This is a genomic window from Lactococcus sp. DD01, from assembly GCF_001578715.1.
Lineage (GTDB): Bacteria > Bacillota > Bacilli > Lactobacillales > Streptococcaceae > Lactococcus > Lactococcus petauri.
Genome location: NZ_KQ968939.1, coordinates 368,546 through 385,157, shown reverse-complemented (window position 1 = coordinate 385,157; position 16,612 = coordinate 368,546). Strand labels below are relative to the sequence as shown.

The following is a 16,612-nucleotide window of genomic DNA, read 5'->3' as shown; positions in this document are numbered from 1 at the left end:
AACTTGATTTTCTACACTCTAATCTAACTAATCTAAATATTTTTTCGCAATATTCTGGTATGTATCAATCATATCTAAGTAATTTGAAATTTCAACATACTCATTAACTTGGTGAGGGAGATTACTTACTCCTGGACCAAAGACGACAAAGTCAAATTTATTTTTGGATTTCACAAATTCGGCAGCATCAGTAGTTCCTGAGATGCCAATAACTGGTAAAGGCGTATCAAACTCACTTTGAATAGTTTGGATTAAGATTGAGTTTTTATCCGACTGCACTGCCACTTTATCCTCGTCAATCGTTAATGTCAACTTATAATCATGATTTTCATTCACTTTATCAACTACTTCTTGAAGTTTGGCCTTAATCTTATCGTTACCATAGGTTGGTACACTTCGGATATTTCCTTCAAGACTGGCTTCTCCCGGAATTGCATTCACCTGGTCACCCCCTCGGATAACAGTCACATTATGGATAGTCGTTCCCAGTTCTGCATCAGGGTATTCTTCAGCAATTTTATCCATTTCAACATTAACAGCAGTAATAAATTCGTTCAAGTGATTGATGGCATTAAAGCCTTCTTGAGGTTGTGAGCTATGTGCTGCTTTACCTGCTGAAACTGCAGAGTAGTTAATCGATCCCATATGCGTGTAGACCAAGTTATAATTGGTCGGCTCAGCAATAATTAAGCCGGATAAATCATCCGCGTAACCGAGCTCTGTAAGCTGACGTCCACCAAGTTCTCCAACCTCCTCACCTACCGTAGCCAATAAACGGATGATTCCATCAAATTTTGTCTCAGCTTCTTTTAATTCAATCATTGCAATCGTGATGGCTGCAAGCCCAGATTTCATGTCTGTTGAACCACGCCCATATAATTTATCACCGTCAATAGTTGCAGAAAATGGCGGGTAAGTCCAAAGGGATTCATTACCAATATCAACAACGTCCATATGACCTGTCAGCCCCAAAACTCGGCTGCTTGAGCCACTCTTAATTTCAGCTACTAAACTGCTGCGCCCTTCGGCATATTGAATTAATTTGGAGTCAATTCCATGATTTTTCAATAAGTTTTGTAAATAAACAGCGACTTCTTCTTCATTTCCGTTAATCGATTTAATTTTTATCAAATCTTGTAAAATTTTAACTTTTTCTTCTTTTTCCATGAAATCCCTCCTAATTTTTAATTCATTTGCATTATTAATTTAACCTCTACTAATAATTGTACTCTATGTCATTTCGTCTTGCCAATAATTATACTTTTTATTTTTGGGAAAACTTTATTTATACAAAAAAAGAACCACTTTAGAAGTAATTCTTCTTTATTATTTCTTCAAAATGTTTTTCAAGACAATTCCACTGGTTACTGCCAACAATACACCTGTAGCAAGTGTTGTCTTTGTCACAATATTCCAAGGTCTTTCTGTAAGATGTTCAACTGTTTCTTTCATATAGTAAGCAGGATTTTGTCGCGGACCTTTGAGGCGTGCCGGTGCTTCTTCCTGAGTTTCAGCTAATGGCATAATCGGAACATAACCTGCTTCTGTTACAATCTTATTTTGTTTATCCTCAGAAGTCATTGGAGTTTGCGTTCCGTCTTCCTGCCCGACAAAGTGATCCATCAATACACCTTGTTCTGGTACTTCATGTATTTGCCCAATAGTAAAATCTGTACCACAGAAACGAGTGTGCACAGTATTTGCAACGGCAGGCGCTGTTCCTTTAGCGACGACAAGTAAAGTGGTCAAACCAACCACTGAAGCTTTCTTTACCTTACTCCAGTATAAGGGCTTTTTTTGATTAATTAAAACTTTCATAGCTCCTCCTTATATTACAATTTCATTACTTATATTATAGCATTCCCCTTTCTATTTTTACTAATAATTTGAGAGAGGCATGTTTTTTGTGTTACATTTTTTTATAAAACATCATTTAGGTTACACAAAGAATAAACATTGAGTTTATAATTATTTTTCTTTGTTTTCTTTCTTTTTTAGGTATATAATATTGAATAAATCAATATTTGATAAGAGGTATAATATGTTTATTGACTATACGTATGAACCACGGCGCGCAATTTTTTTTGAGGATGTAAAATCGAACTATGCCTCAATCGAGTGTGTGGAGAGAGGGCTTCATCCTTTAGACACCTCTCTATGTGTCATGAGTCGCTCAGATCACTCCTATGGCCTTATCTTAGCTTCAAGTCCGAAATTTAAAGAGATTTTTGGAAAATCTAACGTCAGTCGTGCGGCAGATTTACCTTTTTTACTGGAAAATAGGAAATTTAACTATCGGCGTTGGTATGCCAAACATACTGACATTTACGGGCAACGCACAGAACCCTCTATGCAACATGTCGCTTTTATTGAAAGCTGGGCTAAACGTACACATATCGTCCCTCCACAGATGGCTCTTTATATCGATAAGAATATCGAGATGCAGCAACTTTTGACCAACTATACTTCTTCTGAAGAAATTCACTCGTATTCTATTGATGAGTCCTTCCTTGATGTTACAGAATCTCTGAACCTTTTCTACCCTGAAATCAAAAATAAATATGAACAAATGGATTTGTTAGCTCAGGATTTACAGCAAAAAGTCCTTAAGCAAATGGGCCTATTTGTGACTGTTGGAATGGGGGATAACCCTTTACTGGCCAAGTTGGCGATGGACAATTATGCCAAGCACAGCGCAACTATGCGAGCGCTCATTCGTTATGAGGACGTCCCCGAGAAGATTTGGACACTTCCAAAGATGACTGATTTTTGGGGGATTGGGAGACGGACAGAGAAAAGATTCAATAAGTTAGGAATTTATTCTATCAAGGATCTGGCTCATGCGAACCCTGATAGAATTAAACGAAAAATGGGAATCGTTGGTCTACAACAATTTTTTCATGTACATGGTGTTGATGAAACCAATGTCCGCGAGAAGCACCACAAAAAATCAGAAAGCTACAGTAACAGTCAGATTTTGCCACGCGACTACATAAAGCAAGATGAAATTGAGCTAGTGATTAAGGAAATGGCTGAGCATCTTGCTATCCGACTTCGAAAAGGTAAAAAGCTCGCGGGTGGTCTCTCACTTTATGTCAAACCTTCCTACAAAGAACACTCTTCTTCGATAAAAATAGCCAGTAAAATTGAGCCCACTCAAAGTACAACGGATATTCAAACCGAGTTTTTGCGCCTCTTTAGAGAAAAATATCATGGTGAAATTGTAAGAGAAATCGGTATCGGCGGTTTTGATTTATCTAGCGAAAATATCAAGCAACTTAATCTTTTTGAAACAATGCTCCCTAATGAATCTAAGGTCATCACTCATCAAAAACAGGAAGCTCTACAAAATGCCATTGATGAAATACGTGATAAATTTGATTTTACAGCCATTCAAAAAGCCAGCGTTTTGACAACTGGCTCTAGAGTTTTAGAAAGAAGCAAAATGATTGGCGGCCATGCAGCCGCAGGAGGAGAAAAAAATGACAGTTGATCGCTCATATAGCCCTTATGAATCTATCCGTAACTATCATGACAGAGGCATGATGAAATGGGGCGCTTTCGCCACAGGAGAGCTCTCTGAGGCACAACGAAAACTGCGAGAGAAAGAGGAATTAGAAAGTGAAATATCATCAAAGAAAGCAACTTCAAAATCAGACGATTAAGATTTTGCACATCATTCTGGTAATTCAGTCTGCGCAAATGCATAATAATTTCCATCAGGATCTTGGAAATTAAAGTTCACCATACCTTGGAAATCATTGATTGCGCTTGCTGTGTTCGTTGCTTTAGAGACACGCGTGTGCCATTCCTCTAAGTCATCCACAGTAAAAAGCATTGAGCCTTTCATATCTGCTACTTCTGGTGAATTTTGACGAATAAAGTCAAGATTCCATAATTGAATACGTGCGCTTGGAGCATCCGCATCCACTGCGAAAATCACCGTTTCTTGCGAGCCTGAACCTTGGCGACGAAGTTCTTTCAAGCCAACTTTCGCCCAAAATTCTGCGTGCGTTGGGACATCCGAAACATAAAGCATATTACAAAGATTAATCATAGTATTTTCTCTTTTCTATAAAGTAAACAGATGGTGACTTGCTCTAAAACGCACCTTCTTCTTTTACATTGATTATCCCACAGTCTAAGGTAAAAAACAATTTAGAAACGCTGGAATTCCGATAGGGATAATTTATACATTGAGATAATGTGATAAGAAAACGTATCTTTTTAATAAGACTTTTCTTATTTTCAAATATTCAATTCATTTTTTCAAGTCTAATCTCTCCTCAAAGCTGATGTTTCTGTGCTATACTAGAATTATAAAATTACACGACTAATCAGGGAGGTTCTCATTTGATTCAATTTAATTTTTTATCAAAAACTTTTAATGTCATTATAAAAGTCTGTTTAAGTTTACTCGGGCTGGTCATTGCCTTTCTTATGTTTAAAGAGATTTGGGTTCTTCTCTCCTCATTTACTACAGGATTTATTGATTACAGTTTCTACGATATTATTGACCGTATCTTAACCTTTTTCCTCTTTTTGGAATTCTTAGAACTCATTATTCACTATCTCTCCGATAATGATCACCCAACAATCAAGAAATATATCTATATCGCGGTTGCTTCTATCGTTCGGCTTTTAATTTCAAATCACGAAACTTCTCAACTCAGCCTGTTCCTCCAATGTTCAGCCATTTTAGTCCTTATCATTGGAACCGTGATGCTCAACCTTTGGGGAGATTTAAAATAATAAAAACCTTCGCTTATCGTCGAAGGTTTTTTACATTCTCTTACTTAATACTCATCTGTGCAACAGTAAGAAGAACTGCTGGAACTCGATATGGCGAACATGATACATAATCCAAACCGATTTTTTGAAGGAAAGCAACAGAGTCTGGATCACCTCCTACTTCGCCACATACCCCAAAACTGATATCTTTATGTTGTGGTTTGACAAGCTCTATTGCCGTTTTCATCAAACTGCCTACTCCTTTCTGATCCAAATGTTGAAAGGGATCATCTTCTAAAATACCTTTTTCAACATAATCGGGCAAAAATTTGACCGAATCATCCCGAGAAAAGCCATAGGTCAGCTGTGTCAGGTCATTGGTACCAAAGCTAAAGAACTGTGCTGATGTCGCAAGCTGATCTGCCGTCAAACAAGCTCTTGGAATTTCAAGCATTGCGCCGATTTTATAGGCAATTTTCAGCTGGTGTTTTTCAAAGACATCTTGGATTTTGTCTTCTAACATCTTTTTAAGATAAGACAATTCTTTTTCTTCAGCAACTAAAGGAATCATAATCTCTGGTTTGACTTGCTTTCCTGTTTTAGCGAGTTCCAAAGCAGCTTCCATTATTGCTTCAACCTGCATTTCATATATTTCGGGATAGGTGATGGCTAAACGACAACCACGATGCCCCAGCATCGGATTGAACTCTTCAAGATCTTTACCTCTTTGCATAATAAAGTCAACCGTTTGTCCACACGCTTCAGCCACTTGCTCATATTCTTCCTTAGTTTTGGGCATAAATTCGTGAAGTGGCGGATCTAAAAGGCGAATCGTACATGGCATTCCTTCCGTCAGACTCAAAATTTCAGCAAAATCCTTTTTCTGGAATTCTTTGAGTGTTTCAAGGGATTGATTACGCTGCAGTTGATCTTCTGAGAGAAACATTTTACGCATTTCCAAAATTCGTTCTTTCCCAAAGAACATATGTTCTGTACGTGCCAACCCAATGCCGCTTGCACCAAAATCCAGTGCAGCTCTAATATCTTCAACTGTCTCAGCATTTGCTCTTACCTGCATATTTCCGATGTGAGAGGCCCACTGAAGTACTTTTACTAAAAGATCTAGATCTTGTACCTTATCGAATTTAATTTCACCTCGGTAGATTTTTCCTGTTGTACCATCTACTGAGAGTAAATCCCCTTCTTTTATGGTCTGTGTACCATCGGATGCTTGTTTGAGTTTTTCATTAATCGTTAATTGTTCGCATCCAACCACGCAACACACCCCCATTCCTCGTGCTACGACGGCAGCATGAGAGGTCATTCCTCCACGAGAAGTGACAATAGCCTCACTCACAACCATGCCTTCAATATCTTCTGGTGAAGTTTCTGTTCTCAGAAGGATAACTTTTTGCCCAGCCTCGTGTGCTTTTTGCGCATCTTCTGCATGGAAATAAACTCTCCCAGAGGCTGCACCAGGACTTGCAGGTAATCCTTTCGCTACAGATTTACTCTCCGCCAACATTTGTTCATCAAATACTGGATGAAGCAGCTGGGTAATCATTGAAGGTGTTAAGCGTTTCAGACTCTCCTCCTTACTTATTACGCCATCTTCTGCCATTTGCGTTGCAATTTTAAAGGCAGCCTTTGCTGTTCGTTTGCCATTACGTGTTTGAAGAATGAAGAGTTTTCCCTCTTCTATGGTGAACTCGATATCTTGCATATCTTGATAATGAGCTTCCAACTGATGGCATATTTTCTCAAATTGCATATAAATCGTGGGCTGTTCTTGTTTCAACTCTTGTATTGGACGTGGTGTCCGAATCCCTGCAACAACATCTTCTCCTTGCGCATTCAACAAAAATTCGCCAAAAACACCAGCTTCCCCTGTTGCAGGATTGCGTGTAAAGGCAACACCTGTACCGCTATTCCCTCCAGTATTTCCAAAAACCATTTCTTGGATATTAACGGCTGTTCCAAGTTTATCAGAGATTTCATGAATCCGACGGTAAGTTACAGCACGCGGATTATTCCAAGAAGTAAACACCGCTTCTACAGCCGCATAAAGTTGTTTGGAGGGATCTTGAGGGAAGTTTTCACCAACTTCTTTCAGATAGATTGTGGTAAATTGTTGAATAATCTCCTTCCAATCTTCCGCTTTCATCTCAATATCAGAACTGTAACCTTGGGTCGCTTTATATAGCGTTAGTGCTTCTTCAAAAATATTTTTATCAACCCCTTTAACCACATCGCCAAACATTTGGATTAAACGACGATAGCAATCATAAGCAAACACAGGATTTTCAGTCTTGTGGGCAAAGATTTCAACGCTTTGATGATTCAAGCCTAAATTCAAAATAGTATCCATCATGCCCGGCATTGAAAATTTTGAGCCACTTCTGACCGAAACTAATAGCGGATTTTCCTCATCTGCAAATTTCTTTCCAGTTTCGTTTTCTAGCCTAGCAATATGTTCTTCTATTTCCTTAACCAACTCAGGCAATAATTTTTTCGAGTCCAGATACTCTAAGCAAGCTTCTGTAGTAATGGTAAATCCTTTGGGTACTGGTAAACCAATCCCAGTCATCTCTGCAAGATTTGCTCCTTTTCCTCCCAAAAGAGCCTTTTGTTCTTTTGAACCTTCTGTAAAGTTATAAACACGTTTTTTTGCTTGTGACATTCGCGTCTCCTTTATATGTGACATACTATTTGGTGAATAAACACATTATATAGTATGTCATATTCGTTGTCAAGTTTTTTGTAATCGCATTCTTTTTAGCTTGTTAACATTACATGTGGCAACCATCCCTTTTATTAGTTGATTTAAAAAGATAAAACACATATAATATATAGTATGTCCTATTTATTAAGGAGTGACACTTGAAATTAACAACTCGACAAACTGAAATAATTAATATCGTAAAAGCGGAACAGCCCATCAGTGGTGAAAAAATTGCACAAACTTTAGGTTTAAGCCGTGCAACTTTAAGGAACGATCTATCTATTCTTACCATGACAGGGTTACTTGATGCAAAGCCAAAGGTTGGCTATTTCTATACTGGGCAAAAAATGCAGCCTCTTTATATTGAAAGTTGCTACTCAAAAAAAGTGTCTGACTTTATGACTTCACCCCTGATTGTTGCACAAGATATGTCTGTTTACGATGCTGCGACAAGTCTTTTTCTCTATGATATTGGCAGTATCTATGTCAAAAATGAAAATGGCGATTTAGCTGGACTTCTTTCTCGTAAAGACCTTCTTCGGTTCGCTATAAGTGGCAATAATCTAGAAAAAACTCCTGTTGCTGTAATAATGACACGTATGCCTAATATCCATACTATAACCGCCGATAAGACTTTACTAGAAGCTGGGAATATTCTTTCTCGATACGAAGTAGATAGTTTACCTGTGCTTGAAAAAACAGACTCGAAAAAAATAATCGGTAAAATATCCATTAAACACATCATGAAAGCTTTCATCCAAACAGGAAACGAAATGCAAAGCGAAGATTAAGGGGACAAAATGCAAAATATAAAAATTTATCTCATTACTGACTCTGTCGGTGAAACAGCAAAAAAAATTATTTCTGCTGTTGTGGCACAATTTCCGACTGTTGATTTATCAGATGTTCAACTTTATCCTTTTACCAATGATAAAGATTCACTATTAGAAATTTTGAATGATGCCAAAAAAGAAAATGCCCTTGTCGCTATCACTCTCGTTGATAAGTCTTTAGTAGATTGTGTCCAAAAATTTTCAGATACACATGATTTGGCCTATGTGGACTTTATGTCGCCGCTCATGCAACTTATTGAAAAACGTTCAGGTGAGCAACCTACACAAGAGTCCGGCAGTGTGCATCGGTTAAATCAAGCCTATTTTAATCGGGTCGCTGCTATCGAATTTGCGGTGAAATATGACGATGGGAAAGATCCTAAAGGTTTTTTAAATGCTGATATTGTGCTTCTTGGTGTCTCTCGAACTTCGAAAACCCCACTGAGTATGTACTTGGCCAACAAAGGTTACAAGGTAGCAAATCTCCCGATTATTCCGGAGGTCGAAGTGGCTAAAGAACTTTATAAAGTGAATCCGCATAAGATTATTGGCTTAACCAGTACTTCTGAAAGCTTAAGTAATATACGAAGCTACCGGGAGCAAACGCTCGGACTTAAAACAAAATCCATGTATTCTGATGAAAAACGTATTCTTGAAGAGTTGGCATATGCCGATACACTCTTTGAGCAGTTAGGCATAGAGACAATTGATGTCAGTAAACGTTCGATTGAAGAAAGCTCAATGCTTATTGAGAATCTTATCCAAAAATAAAAAGCACACAAGTGCTTTTATTTTTTATCTTACAGAAGAGTAAGTTTTTGAGTCATAATTCCTTGATAAAATAAATAAAGAAATAAAAAAACTTTAGAAAAGGACAACACTACATTGACAAAGAAACTTTGGATTATTCCAGCACTCATCTTGTTTATCGCAGGAGGCTACTTTGCCGTTAGTAAAGTTATCTCTTTATTCCACCAGCCTGTTCATGGCATCATTCTTTATAGTTCAGACAAAAAAGAACTTGATCAAAGCTTAAAAGACAACCAATCTTACATAAAAAATAACATCACTGTTGAAGGAAAATATGTCGCTGAAACAGATACTTTGGTATTAGATGCGACATCTGCTGAAAAATTGATTCAGGCAAAAGCTGTCAACGCAGTCAGCAAAAAAGGGGACGAATTCAAATTCAAACATATTACCTCGCTTTCGAAAACTCCTGCTTTATGGACCGCTGATACACAAGTAAAAAATATCGAAGATGAAAAAGGACAAAGTTTTACTGCTGCTACAACGGAATATGTTGTCTTAGGTGAATCAAGTATGACGAAAAAAACACTCGTTCTTGACAAAGAAGACTTCAGCAAGTTTCAAGCTCCTGCCAAATATGTCAGCATGATTGAAGAAAAACGAGATGCTGCACATGCTTTAACAGAATATAAAGCCGATAAAGCACAAATTTTTAATTTTAAACAAAAATAAACACAACTAAGGTTGTGTTTTTTATATTGAATCCATATTTAAAGAAAAAATGAAATATGAACAAGTCCCTTGTGTTATGTATTAGGCTTAAGTTTTTTCACTAAAAATGTCCCAACACTCCAAAGTAACAATACGATAATAACAAAAAGAATCAATAAGCCAATTGAGCCATTAGCAATCGAGCGGAATAAGGTTAGTCCTCCTGCAGCGTAGACAAAGCCCCACGCTAAATAGCCTGGAAGAGCGACCAGTGTGTACTTGCTCCATTTCCAATCTAACATACCAGCAGCAAGCTGCACCACAGTTTGAAAACCAACTGTCAAGAAACTCAAAGGTATAACGGGCCATCCATATTTTTGAAGAGCAAGCATTCCTGCTCGATTTTCTTCGGATTTTTCTGCCTTTTTCCCCCATTTTGTCTTCAATATTCCCATATGAATGAGTTTTCCTAGACCAAATGTCATCTGTGCTCTAAAGAAAACAACAATAAACAAGAACAAGGTGGCTTGCCAGAGTGGCAAACTTGCCACCCAATTTAGCATCTTTTCAACCATCTGTTTTTACTCCTCTTATTTTACATAAGCTAAATTATAAAGCTCTCTACTATTGAAACATAATATATTAAAAAGTCAAATTCTTTTGTTTTACATCAAATATAAACTAAAAAGCAAATACCTTAGTACTTGCTTTTTTACTTTATTTTATTCCTTTCTAAATATTTTTGTTATTTGTTCTTAAGCTTTTTTCTTTTTCTTCTTACCTAGAGCTGCGGTACCTATTAATCCTAAGCCTAAAACACCTAAGCCAATAGAGTCCTTATCACCAGTATGTGGCAAAGTGCTCATGTGTTCTGAATTTCTAGATGCTAATGATGTTGATTCAGAAGCACTTAGTGATGCGGAAATTGATTCACTTGTTGATACAGATGCTGATTCAGACATTGATGATGAGGTTGAAAGTGAGACTGAATCACTTAGTGATAGCGATGTTGAGCCACTTTCTGATGCTGATTCTGAAACAGACTCTCTATTTGAAGTTGATATCGAAGTTGAATCACTTGCTGAATCACTTATGGAATCACGACTTGACTCCGAACTTGATGATGAAAGTGAGACTGAATCACTTGTGGATACCGACAACGAAGCACTTGCTGAACCGGACTCACTCACTGAATCGCTGAGAGAATCTCGCTCTGATGCTGAAATAGATGTTGAAAGGCTGGCAGACTCAGACATTGACTCACGCCCTGAAGCAGAGATGGAATCTGAAACAGAGACTGAATCACTTGTGGATACCGACAGCGAAGCACTTGTTGAACCAGACTCACTCACTGAATCGCTGAGAGAATCTCGCTCTGATGCTGAAATAGATGTCGAAAGGCTGGCAGACTCAGACATTGACTCACGTCCTGAAGCAGAGAGTGAATCTGAAACAGAGACTGAATCACTCAATGAAGATGATGCGGAATCACTTGCTGAAACGGAATGACTCACAGACTCACTGAGCGAGTTTCGGTTTGAATCAGAGACTGATGTCGAATCACTTAACGAATCTGAAGCTGAACCTGACTCTACTGGTTCAGACTGCGAAAGTGAATGTGATACTGAAGTTGACTCGCTCACGGATTGAGAAGCTGAACTTGATGTTGAAGTTGAGCTCGACGTTGACTCTGATCCACGGTCAGAATCTGACTGAGATACAGATAGACTATTTGAACTGCTTTCAGATGAAGACTCTGAACTTGAGAGCTCTCCTGAAAGAGATGCTGAGATTGATTCTGAAACTGATGTCGAACCAGACATAGAGATAGAATCTGAAATTGAATCACTCTGTGATTCACGTTGTGAATCAGAAATTGAGCCCGACATACTATTTGAGCTACTTTCAGATGAAGACTCTGAACTTGATACCTTCCCTGATTCTGAAGCTGATGCCGAATCTGAGACAGATAAGGAAGCTGAGGTTGACACTGAAGTTGAGATTGACTCACTCAACGAATCACGTTCTGAAGTTGAGTGAACGATTGATTCACTTATTGACAAACTATCTGAAGCTGATTCTGAACTTGAAGTTCTACTTGAATCCGACGAGGATACTGATTCTGATATTGAAGCTGAACTTGAGCCTGATAGGGATTCTGAGACAGATTCACTTAAAGAGTCTCTTTCCGATGCTGAGGAGGATACAGATCCACTCACAGATACACTTTCAGATACTGAGTCCGAGCTTGAAGCTTGCTCTGAACCCGAAATAGATAGTGATTCTGAGGCTGATGTAGATACTGAGTGTGAGGCAGAACCTGAAGCCGAATTACTTGCAGAGTTAGTATTAGAATTTGAAGCTAATGATTCTGAAGCTGACTCCGAAGTAGAGTTACGGTTCGAATTTGATGCAGATAGGCTCTCTGAACTTGACAAGGATAAAGATGTCGAAAGTGAATCACTGATTGATACTGATGTTGATACCGAATCAGAAAGAGATTCTTGCTCTGAGCTCGATGTTGATAAGGAAACAGATACTGAATCACTTTGAGAATTATTTACGAATTCAGACACAGAGCCTGATTGGCTGCTAGATTCACTTTGTGAACCTGAAAGTGATTGTGAACCACTTATAGATTCTGAAGCTGAAAGTGAGGCAGATACTGAATCTGACTGTGAACCAGAGGTTGAATGTGATACTGACTCACTGCTTAATTCAAGTGTTGAAGTTGAAGCTGAAGTACTTTCTGAGCTGGAAGCATTACTAGAGCCTGAAAGAGATTCACTTACGGAACTTGATGTTGAGAGACTTTCAGAAGTTGATTCACGACTTGAATAAGAGAGCGATTCAGAAAGTGATTCTGATGCACTCACAGACTCACGCGCTGAATCTGAAAGTGAACGACTTTCTGAACTTGACTCAGAGACTGAACTTGATGTCGATAGACTCATTGATGCGGAAAGTGAAGCAGACTCGGAAGCTGATTGACGGCTAGAATCTGAGCTTGAGCTACTCTCTGAACTTGAATCTGAAGCTGATTCACGACTGGAAATAGAAAGTGAAGTACTTTCAGAAGCTGATTCGCTGCTTGAAAGTTTGCTTGATTCACTTGCAGAAAGGCTACCTGAATCACGTTCTGAGGCTGACGTTGATGTTGAAGCACTTGCTGAATCAGAGAGAGAGTCGCGACTCGAAGCTGAAACTGATGTTGAAACTGATGTCGAATCACTTATTGATTCAGACACAGATTCACTTACAGAAACAGATGCACTCGTTGAAGCACTGTTTGAATCGCGCTCTGAAGCTGACAACGAGCTTGAAGCACTCACTGAGTCAGAAACAGATTCACGAGAAGAGTTTGATGTTGAAACAGACTCTGATGCTGAAATACTATCAGACTGTGATTGTGAATGACTTACTGAGGCTGACGTACTACTTGATTCACTATTCGAAGTTCGGTTCGAATCTGACATAGACGTTGAAATGCTCAATGAATCAGATTCTGATCCTGACTCAAGAGGTTCAGAATGAGACAATGATTGTGATACCGAAGTTGACTCACTCACAGACTGAGAAAGTGAGGTTGAGCTGGATTCAGATGATGAGTCGGAATCGGATTGACGTGATGAATCTGACTGTGATCCAGATAAACTATTTGAAACACTTTCAGACACAGATTCTGAACTTGAAATGCGTCCTGAGTCCGAAATTGAGATTGACTCAGAAACAGACTGGGAGTCTGAGTTAGATGCAGAAACCGAGCTTGACTCACTTTCTGAATCACGACTAGATACAGACTGGGAGTCTGAGTGACTATTTGAACTGCTTTCAGATACCGATTCTGAACTTGAAGCTTTTCCAGACTCTGAGCTTGAGCTAGACTCTGAGCTTGAAATTGAAGTTGAGTGAGACCCCGATGTGGAGCTGGATTCACTCATAGAGTTTGTATCAGAATTAGAAGTCAGAGAATCTGAACTTGAGTCAGAAATTGAATCACGTGTTGAGTCTGAGCTTGAAGTGCTTTCTGAGCTTGAATCATTACGCGAATCAGAAAGCGATTCACTAATTGAGCTTGATACTGAAATGCTTTCAGAATGAGATTCACGTGCTGAGTCAGACAACGATTGTGAAACTGATACAGAATCACTGAGCGAATCACGACTTGATTCTGAAAGAGAACTGCTCTCAGAGCTAGAACTACTTCTTGACTCGGATTGTGAAACACTCATCGAGCTTGATGTTGAATTTGATAGAGATTGAGAATCACGACTTGATTCTGAAAGAGAGCTACTTTCAGAAATAGATTCTGATATCGAATCACGGCCTGAAACAGAAAGCGAAGTACTCTCAGAAGCTGATTCGCTACTTGAATGCTTGCTTGACTCACTTGCCGACTCACTCAGAGAGGTACGAGCGGAGTCTGAAACAGATGTCGAAAGACTGGCAGAATCTGAGATAGAATCACGACTTGAGTTAGAAACTGAAACAGAGTCCGAAATCGATTCACTAAGAGAATTCGAAGTTGAATCACTCACCGACTCGCTTATTGAATCACGTGCAGAATCTGACAGAGAGTCTGAGATTGAGTGACTTGAAGAGTCAGATACTGATAGAGATAGACTTATCGAAGCTGACAACGAATCGGAGAGCGAGCTTGAATCACTCATTGATGTCGAAAGTGAACTACTTGTTGAAGTAGATAGCGATGCTGAGTTACTTTCTGAATTACGACTTGATTCTGAAGTCGAGGCAGAAAGACTTGAAGAATCTGACAATGACTCACGACTCGAATCTGAGCTTGAGGCAGAGTTTGAATCTGAAAGACTTCCTGATGTCGAAAGTGATGTACTCAACGATGCTGAAAGACTTGAAGATTCACTTGATGAAACGCGACTTGATTCTGAAAGCGAGCTTGAAGCGCTAAGCGAATCGGAGTCTGAACCAGATTCGACAGGCTCAGAGTTTGAATCTGAAGTTGAAACAGAAACAGATTGGCTCTCAGATTGAGATATAGAGTTTGAAACGGAAGCGGAAATTGACTCTGAGTCAGAATTACGTTCTGAATCTGAAACAGAAAGTGAGTTGCTGACAGAGTTACTTTCTGAAGCGGAGTCTGAACTTGAAGCTTTACTTGATTCTGAACTTGAGCTTGAGTTTGAAACAGACTGCGATTCTGATACAGAAGTTGATGCTGAAGCTGAATCACTGGTAGAAACCAGCTCTGACTCTGAGCTTGAGCCTGATTCACTCAATGAAGTACTGTTTGAAACCGACTCTGAATCAGAATTAAGGTTTGAATTTGAAACAGAGTTAGAAATAGAACCTGAAATTGATTCAGAAACCGAAAGTGACCCTGACACTGATTCGCTGCTTGACTCTTGTGCTGAGTTTGAAAGTGATTCTGAAACGCTATTTGAAAGACTTTCTGACGCGGAGTCTGAACTTGAAGCTTTACTTGATTCTGAACTTGAGCTTGACTCTGAGCTTGAAACGGAAGCTGAAAGAGAACCTGAAGCGGAACTTGACTCGCTCGCTGAGTTTTGATCAGAATTAGACTCAAGTGAGTTTGATGCAGAATCTGATAATGAATCTCTTGTTGATTCTGAACGTGAAGTACTTTCTGAAGCTGAGTTTTTACTTGACTCAGATATAGAGTCACTTATTGAAGTTGAGAGAGAACTTGATTCTGAAAGTGATTCACGACTTGATTCCGACAAAGATCCAGAAACGGAGTTTGAATCACTCATAGAAGCCCACTCAGAAGTTGAAAGAGAATCTGAAGCTGAACCAGAAACTGACAATGAATCAGAGAGAGAATTGCTTACAGATGTTGAAGATGAGTTCGAATCTGAAAGTGATTCACGACTTGACTCAGATGATGAAACGGAAGCTGAGGCGGAGTCACTATTTGATTCTCTACTTGAGTTTGACGTTGAAGCACTGATTGAAACGGAAACTGAACCAGACAGTGAAGCAGAGTCACTCATAGAACTTGAAACTGAAGCTGATTCTGAGTTTGACTGACGTCCAGATTCTGACAGTGAAAGACTTTCTGAAGCTGATTCTGAACTTGAGGCTTTGCTTGACTCACTCGCTGAATCACTTGAAGAGTCACGTTCCGAAGCTGACAGTGAAGTTGAAAGACTTGCTGATTCTGAACTTGATTCTCGACTTGAAGTTGAATGCGAAATTGATTCCGAAACAGATGTGCTTACTGAGGTTGAAAGGGAATCACTTGTTGAAAGAGAGTCACTGCTTGAATCGCTTGTTGATTCACGACTTGATACTGATTGTGAATCAGAGGCAGATTGGCTTTCTGAACGAGAATCACGACTCGACTCTGATAATGAAGATGAAATCGAACTTGATTCACTTATTGATTGTGATATAGACTCGCTTGTAGATGTTGAAAGGCTTGCTGAATCACTCGTTGATTCTCTTTCCGAACCTGAAAGGGAAAGAGAATCTGATGTAGAGTCAGAAACTGATTCTTCTATTGATCCTGAATTAGAAATGGAATCACTTAGCGACTCACTGACTGAGACCGAATTAGATTCGCTTATTGAGGACGAATGTGATGCAGATTCACTATTAGACTCACGGTTTGAATCAGACAATGAACTTGAAACGCTTAGAGAGTCCGACTCAGAACCTGATTCTAAAGAGTCAGAATGAGAGTTTGAACTTGAGGCAGATACAGATTCACTTACTGATTGTGACGTTGAAGTTGATCCAGATACAGAGTTAGATTCAGAAGATGAATTGTTGCCTGATTCTGAAAGTGATGATGAGTCGCTTAATGAAGTGCTTTCTGAAGCTGAAGTCGAGCTTGACTCACGTCCCGATTCAGAAGCCGAGAGTG

General features: G+C 39.0%; 14 protein-coding genes. 8 read left to right on the top strand and 6 right to left on the bottom strand.

Annotated features, from left to right (window positions below; translation table 11 throughout):
• Positions 1-27: 27 nt before the first annotated feature.
• Both LACDD01_RS01925 and LACDD01_RS01920 read right to left on the bottom strand, forming a co-directional pair.
• On the bottom strand, positions 28-1,167 hold the full coding sequence (locus LACDD01_RS01925) for an ArgE/DapE family deacylase (protein ID WP_061413038.1): 1,140 nt from the start codon (positions 1,165-1,167) through the stop codon (positions 28-30).
• A gap of 159 nt (positions 1,168-1,326) precedes the next feature.
• Positions 1,327-1,818 carry a hypothetical protein gene (locus LACDD01_RS01920; protein WP_061413037.1) on the bottom strand — a complete coding sequence of 164 codons (492 nt, stop codon included), beginning with the start codon at positions 1,816-1,818 and terminating at the stop codon, positions 1,327-1,329.
• 223 nt (positions 1,819-2,041) lie between these two features.
• Here LACDD01_RS01920 and LACDD01_RS01915 point away from each other — a divergent pair, with 223 nt between their 5' ends.
• Both LACDD01_RS01915 and LACDD01_RS01910 read left to right on the top strand, forming a co-directional pair.
• Positions 2,042-3,493 carry a Y-family DNA polymerase gene (locus LACDD01_RS01915; RefSeq protein ID WP_061413036.1) on the top strand — a complete coding sequence of 484 codons (1,452 nt, stop codon included), beginning with the start codon at positions 2,042-2,044 and terminating at the stop codon, positions 3,491-3,493.
• On the top strand, positions 3,483-3,665 hold the full coding sequence (locus LACDD01_RS01910) for a hypothetical protein (RefSeq protein WP_019294040.1): 183 nt from the start codon (positions 3,483-3,485) through the stop codon (positions 3,663-3,665). The genes LACDD01_RS01915 and LACDD01_RS01910 overlap by 11 nt, the downstream gene beginning before the upstream one ends.
• 11 nt (positions 3,666-3,676) lie before the next feature.
• Here LACDD01_RS01910 and LACDD01_RS01905 read toward each other — a convergent pair whose 3' ends face one another.
• Positions 3,677-4,057, bottom strand: a complete 381-nt coding sequence (locus LACDD01_RS01905) for a VOC family protein (RefSeq protein ID WP_019294041.1) — start codon at positions 4,055-4,057, stop codon at positions 3,677-3,679.
• A gap of 296 nt (positions 4,058-4,353) precedes the next feature.
• On the opposite strand from LACDD01_RS01905, the gene LACDD01_RS01900 reads away from it, so the two are divergent.
• Positions 4,354-4,752 carry a phosphate-starvation-inducible PsiE family protein gene (locus LACDD01_RS01900; RefSeq protein ID WP_004257024.1) on the top strand — a complete coding sequence of 133 codons (399 nt, stop codon included), beginning with the start codon at positions 4,354-4,356 and terminating at the stop codon, positions 4,750-4,752.
• A gap of 40 nt (positions 4,753-4,792) precedes the next feature.
• Here LACDD01_RS01900 and ppdK read toward each other — a convergent pair whose 3' ends face one another.
• The gene (gene ppdK, locus LACDD01_RS01895; protein WP_061413035.1) at positions 4,793-7,411 is read right to left on the bottom strand and encodes a pyruvate, phosphate dikinase; all 2,619 of its coding nucleotides are present in this window, start codon (positions 7,409-7,411) and stop codon (positions 4,793-4,795) included.
• Between the two features lie 200 nt (positions 7,412-7,611).
• Between ppdK and LACDD01_RS01890 the strand changes: the two genes are divergently transcribed.
• From LACDD01_RS01890 to LACDD01_RS01880, 3 genes are all read left to right on the top strand, one after another.
• Positions 7,612-8,244, top strand: coding sequence for a helix-turn-helix transcriptional regulator (locus LACDD01_RS01890; RefSeq protein ID WP_061413034.1), 633 nt, complete (start codon positions 7,612-7,614; stop codon positions 8,242-8,244).
• 9 nt (positions 8,245-8,253) lie between these two features.
• A complete protein-coding gene (locus tag LACDD01_RS01885) occupies positions 8,254-9,057 on the top strand; it encodes a pyruvate, water dikinase regulatory protein (RefSeq protein WP_061413033.1) in 804 nt (267 codons plus the stop codon).
• 114 nt (positions 9,058-9,171) lie between these two features.
• Positions 9,172-9,768 carry a lipoprotein BA_5634 family protein gene (locus tag LACDD01_RS01880; protein ID WP_019294045.1) on the top strand — a complete coding sequence of 199 codons (597 nt, stop codon included), beginning with the start codon at positions 9,172-9,174 and terminating at the stop codon, positions 9,766-9,768.
• A gap of 74 nt (positions 9,769-9,842) precedes the next feature.
• Here the strand turns inward: LACDD01_RS01880 and LACDD01_RS01875 are convergent, their stop codons facing one another.
• On the bottom strand, positions 9,843-10,322 hold the full coding sequence (locus LACDD01_RS01875) for an SNARE-associated domain-containing protein (protein WP_061413032.1): 480 nt from the start codon (positions 10,320-10,322) through the stop codon (positions 9,843-9,845).
• A 180-nt stretch (positions 10,323-10,502) separates the two neighbouring features.
• Positions 10,503-15,497: an LPXTG cell wall anchor domain-containing protein gene (locus LACDD01_RS11980; protein ID WP_231863335.1), complete on the bottom strand. Its 4,995-nt coding sequence runs from the start codon at positions 15,495-15,497 to the stop codon at positions 10,503-10,505.
• A gap of 70 nt (positions 15,498-15,567) precedes the next feature.
• On the opposite strand from LACDD01_RS11980, the gene LACDD01_RS12185 reads away from it, so the two are divergent.
• Positions 15,568-15,774, top strand: a complete 207-nt coding sequence (locus LACDD01_RS12185; RefSeq protein ID WP_206887465.1) for a hypothetical protein — start codon at positions 15,568-15,570, stop codon at positions 15,772-15,774.
• A gap of 54 nt (positions 15,775-15,828) precedes the next feature.
• Positions 15,829-16,425: a hypothetical protein gene (locus tag LACDD01_RS12180; protein ID WP_061413025.1), complete on the top strand. Its 597-nt coding sequence runs from the start codon at positions 15,829-15,831 to the stop codon at positions 16,423-16,425.
• The last annotated feature ends 187 nt before the right edge of the window (positions 16,426-16,612 follow it).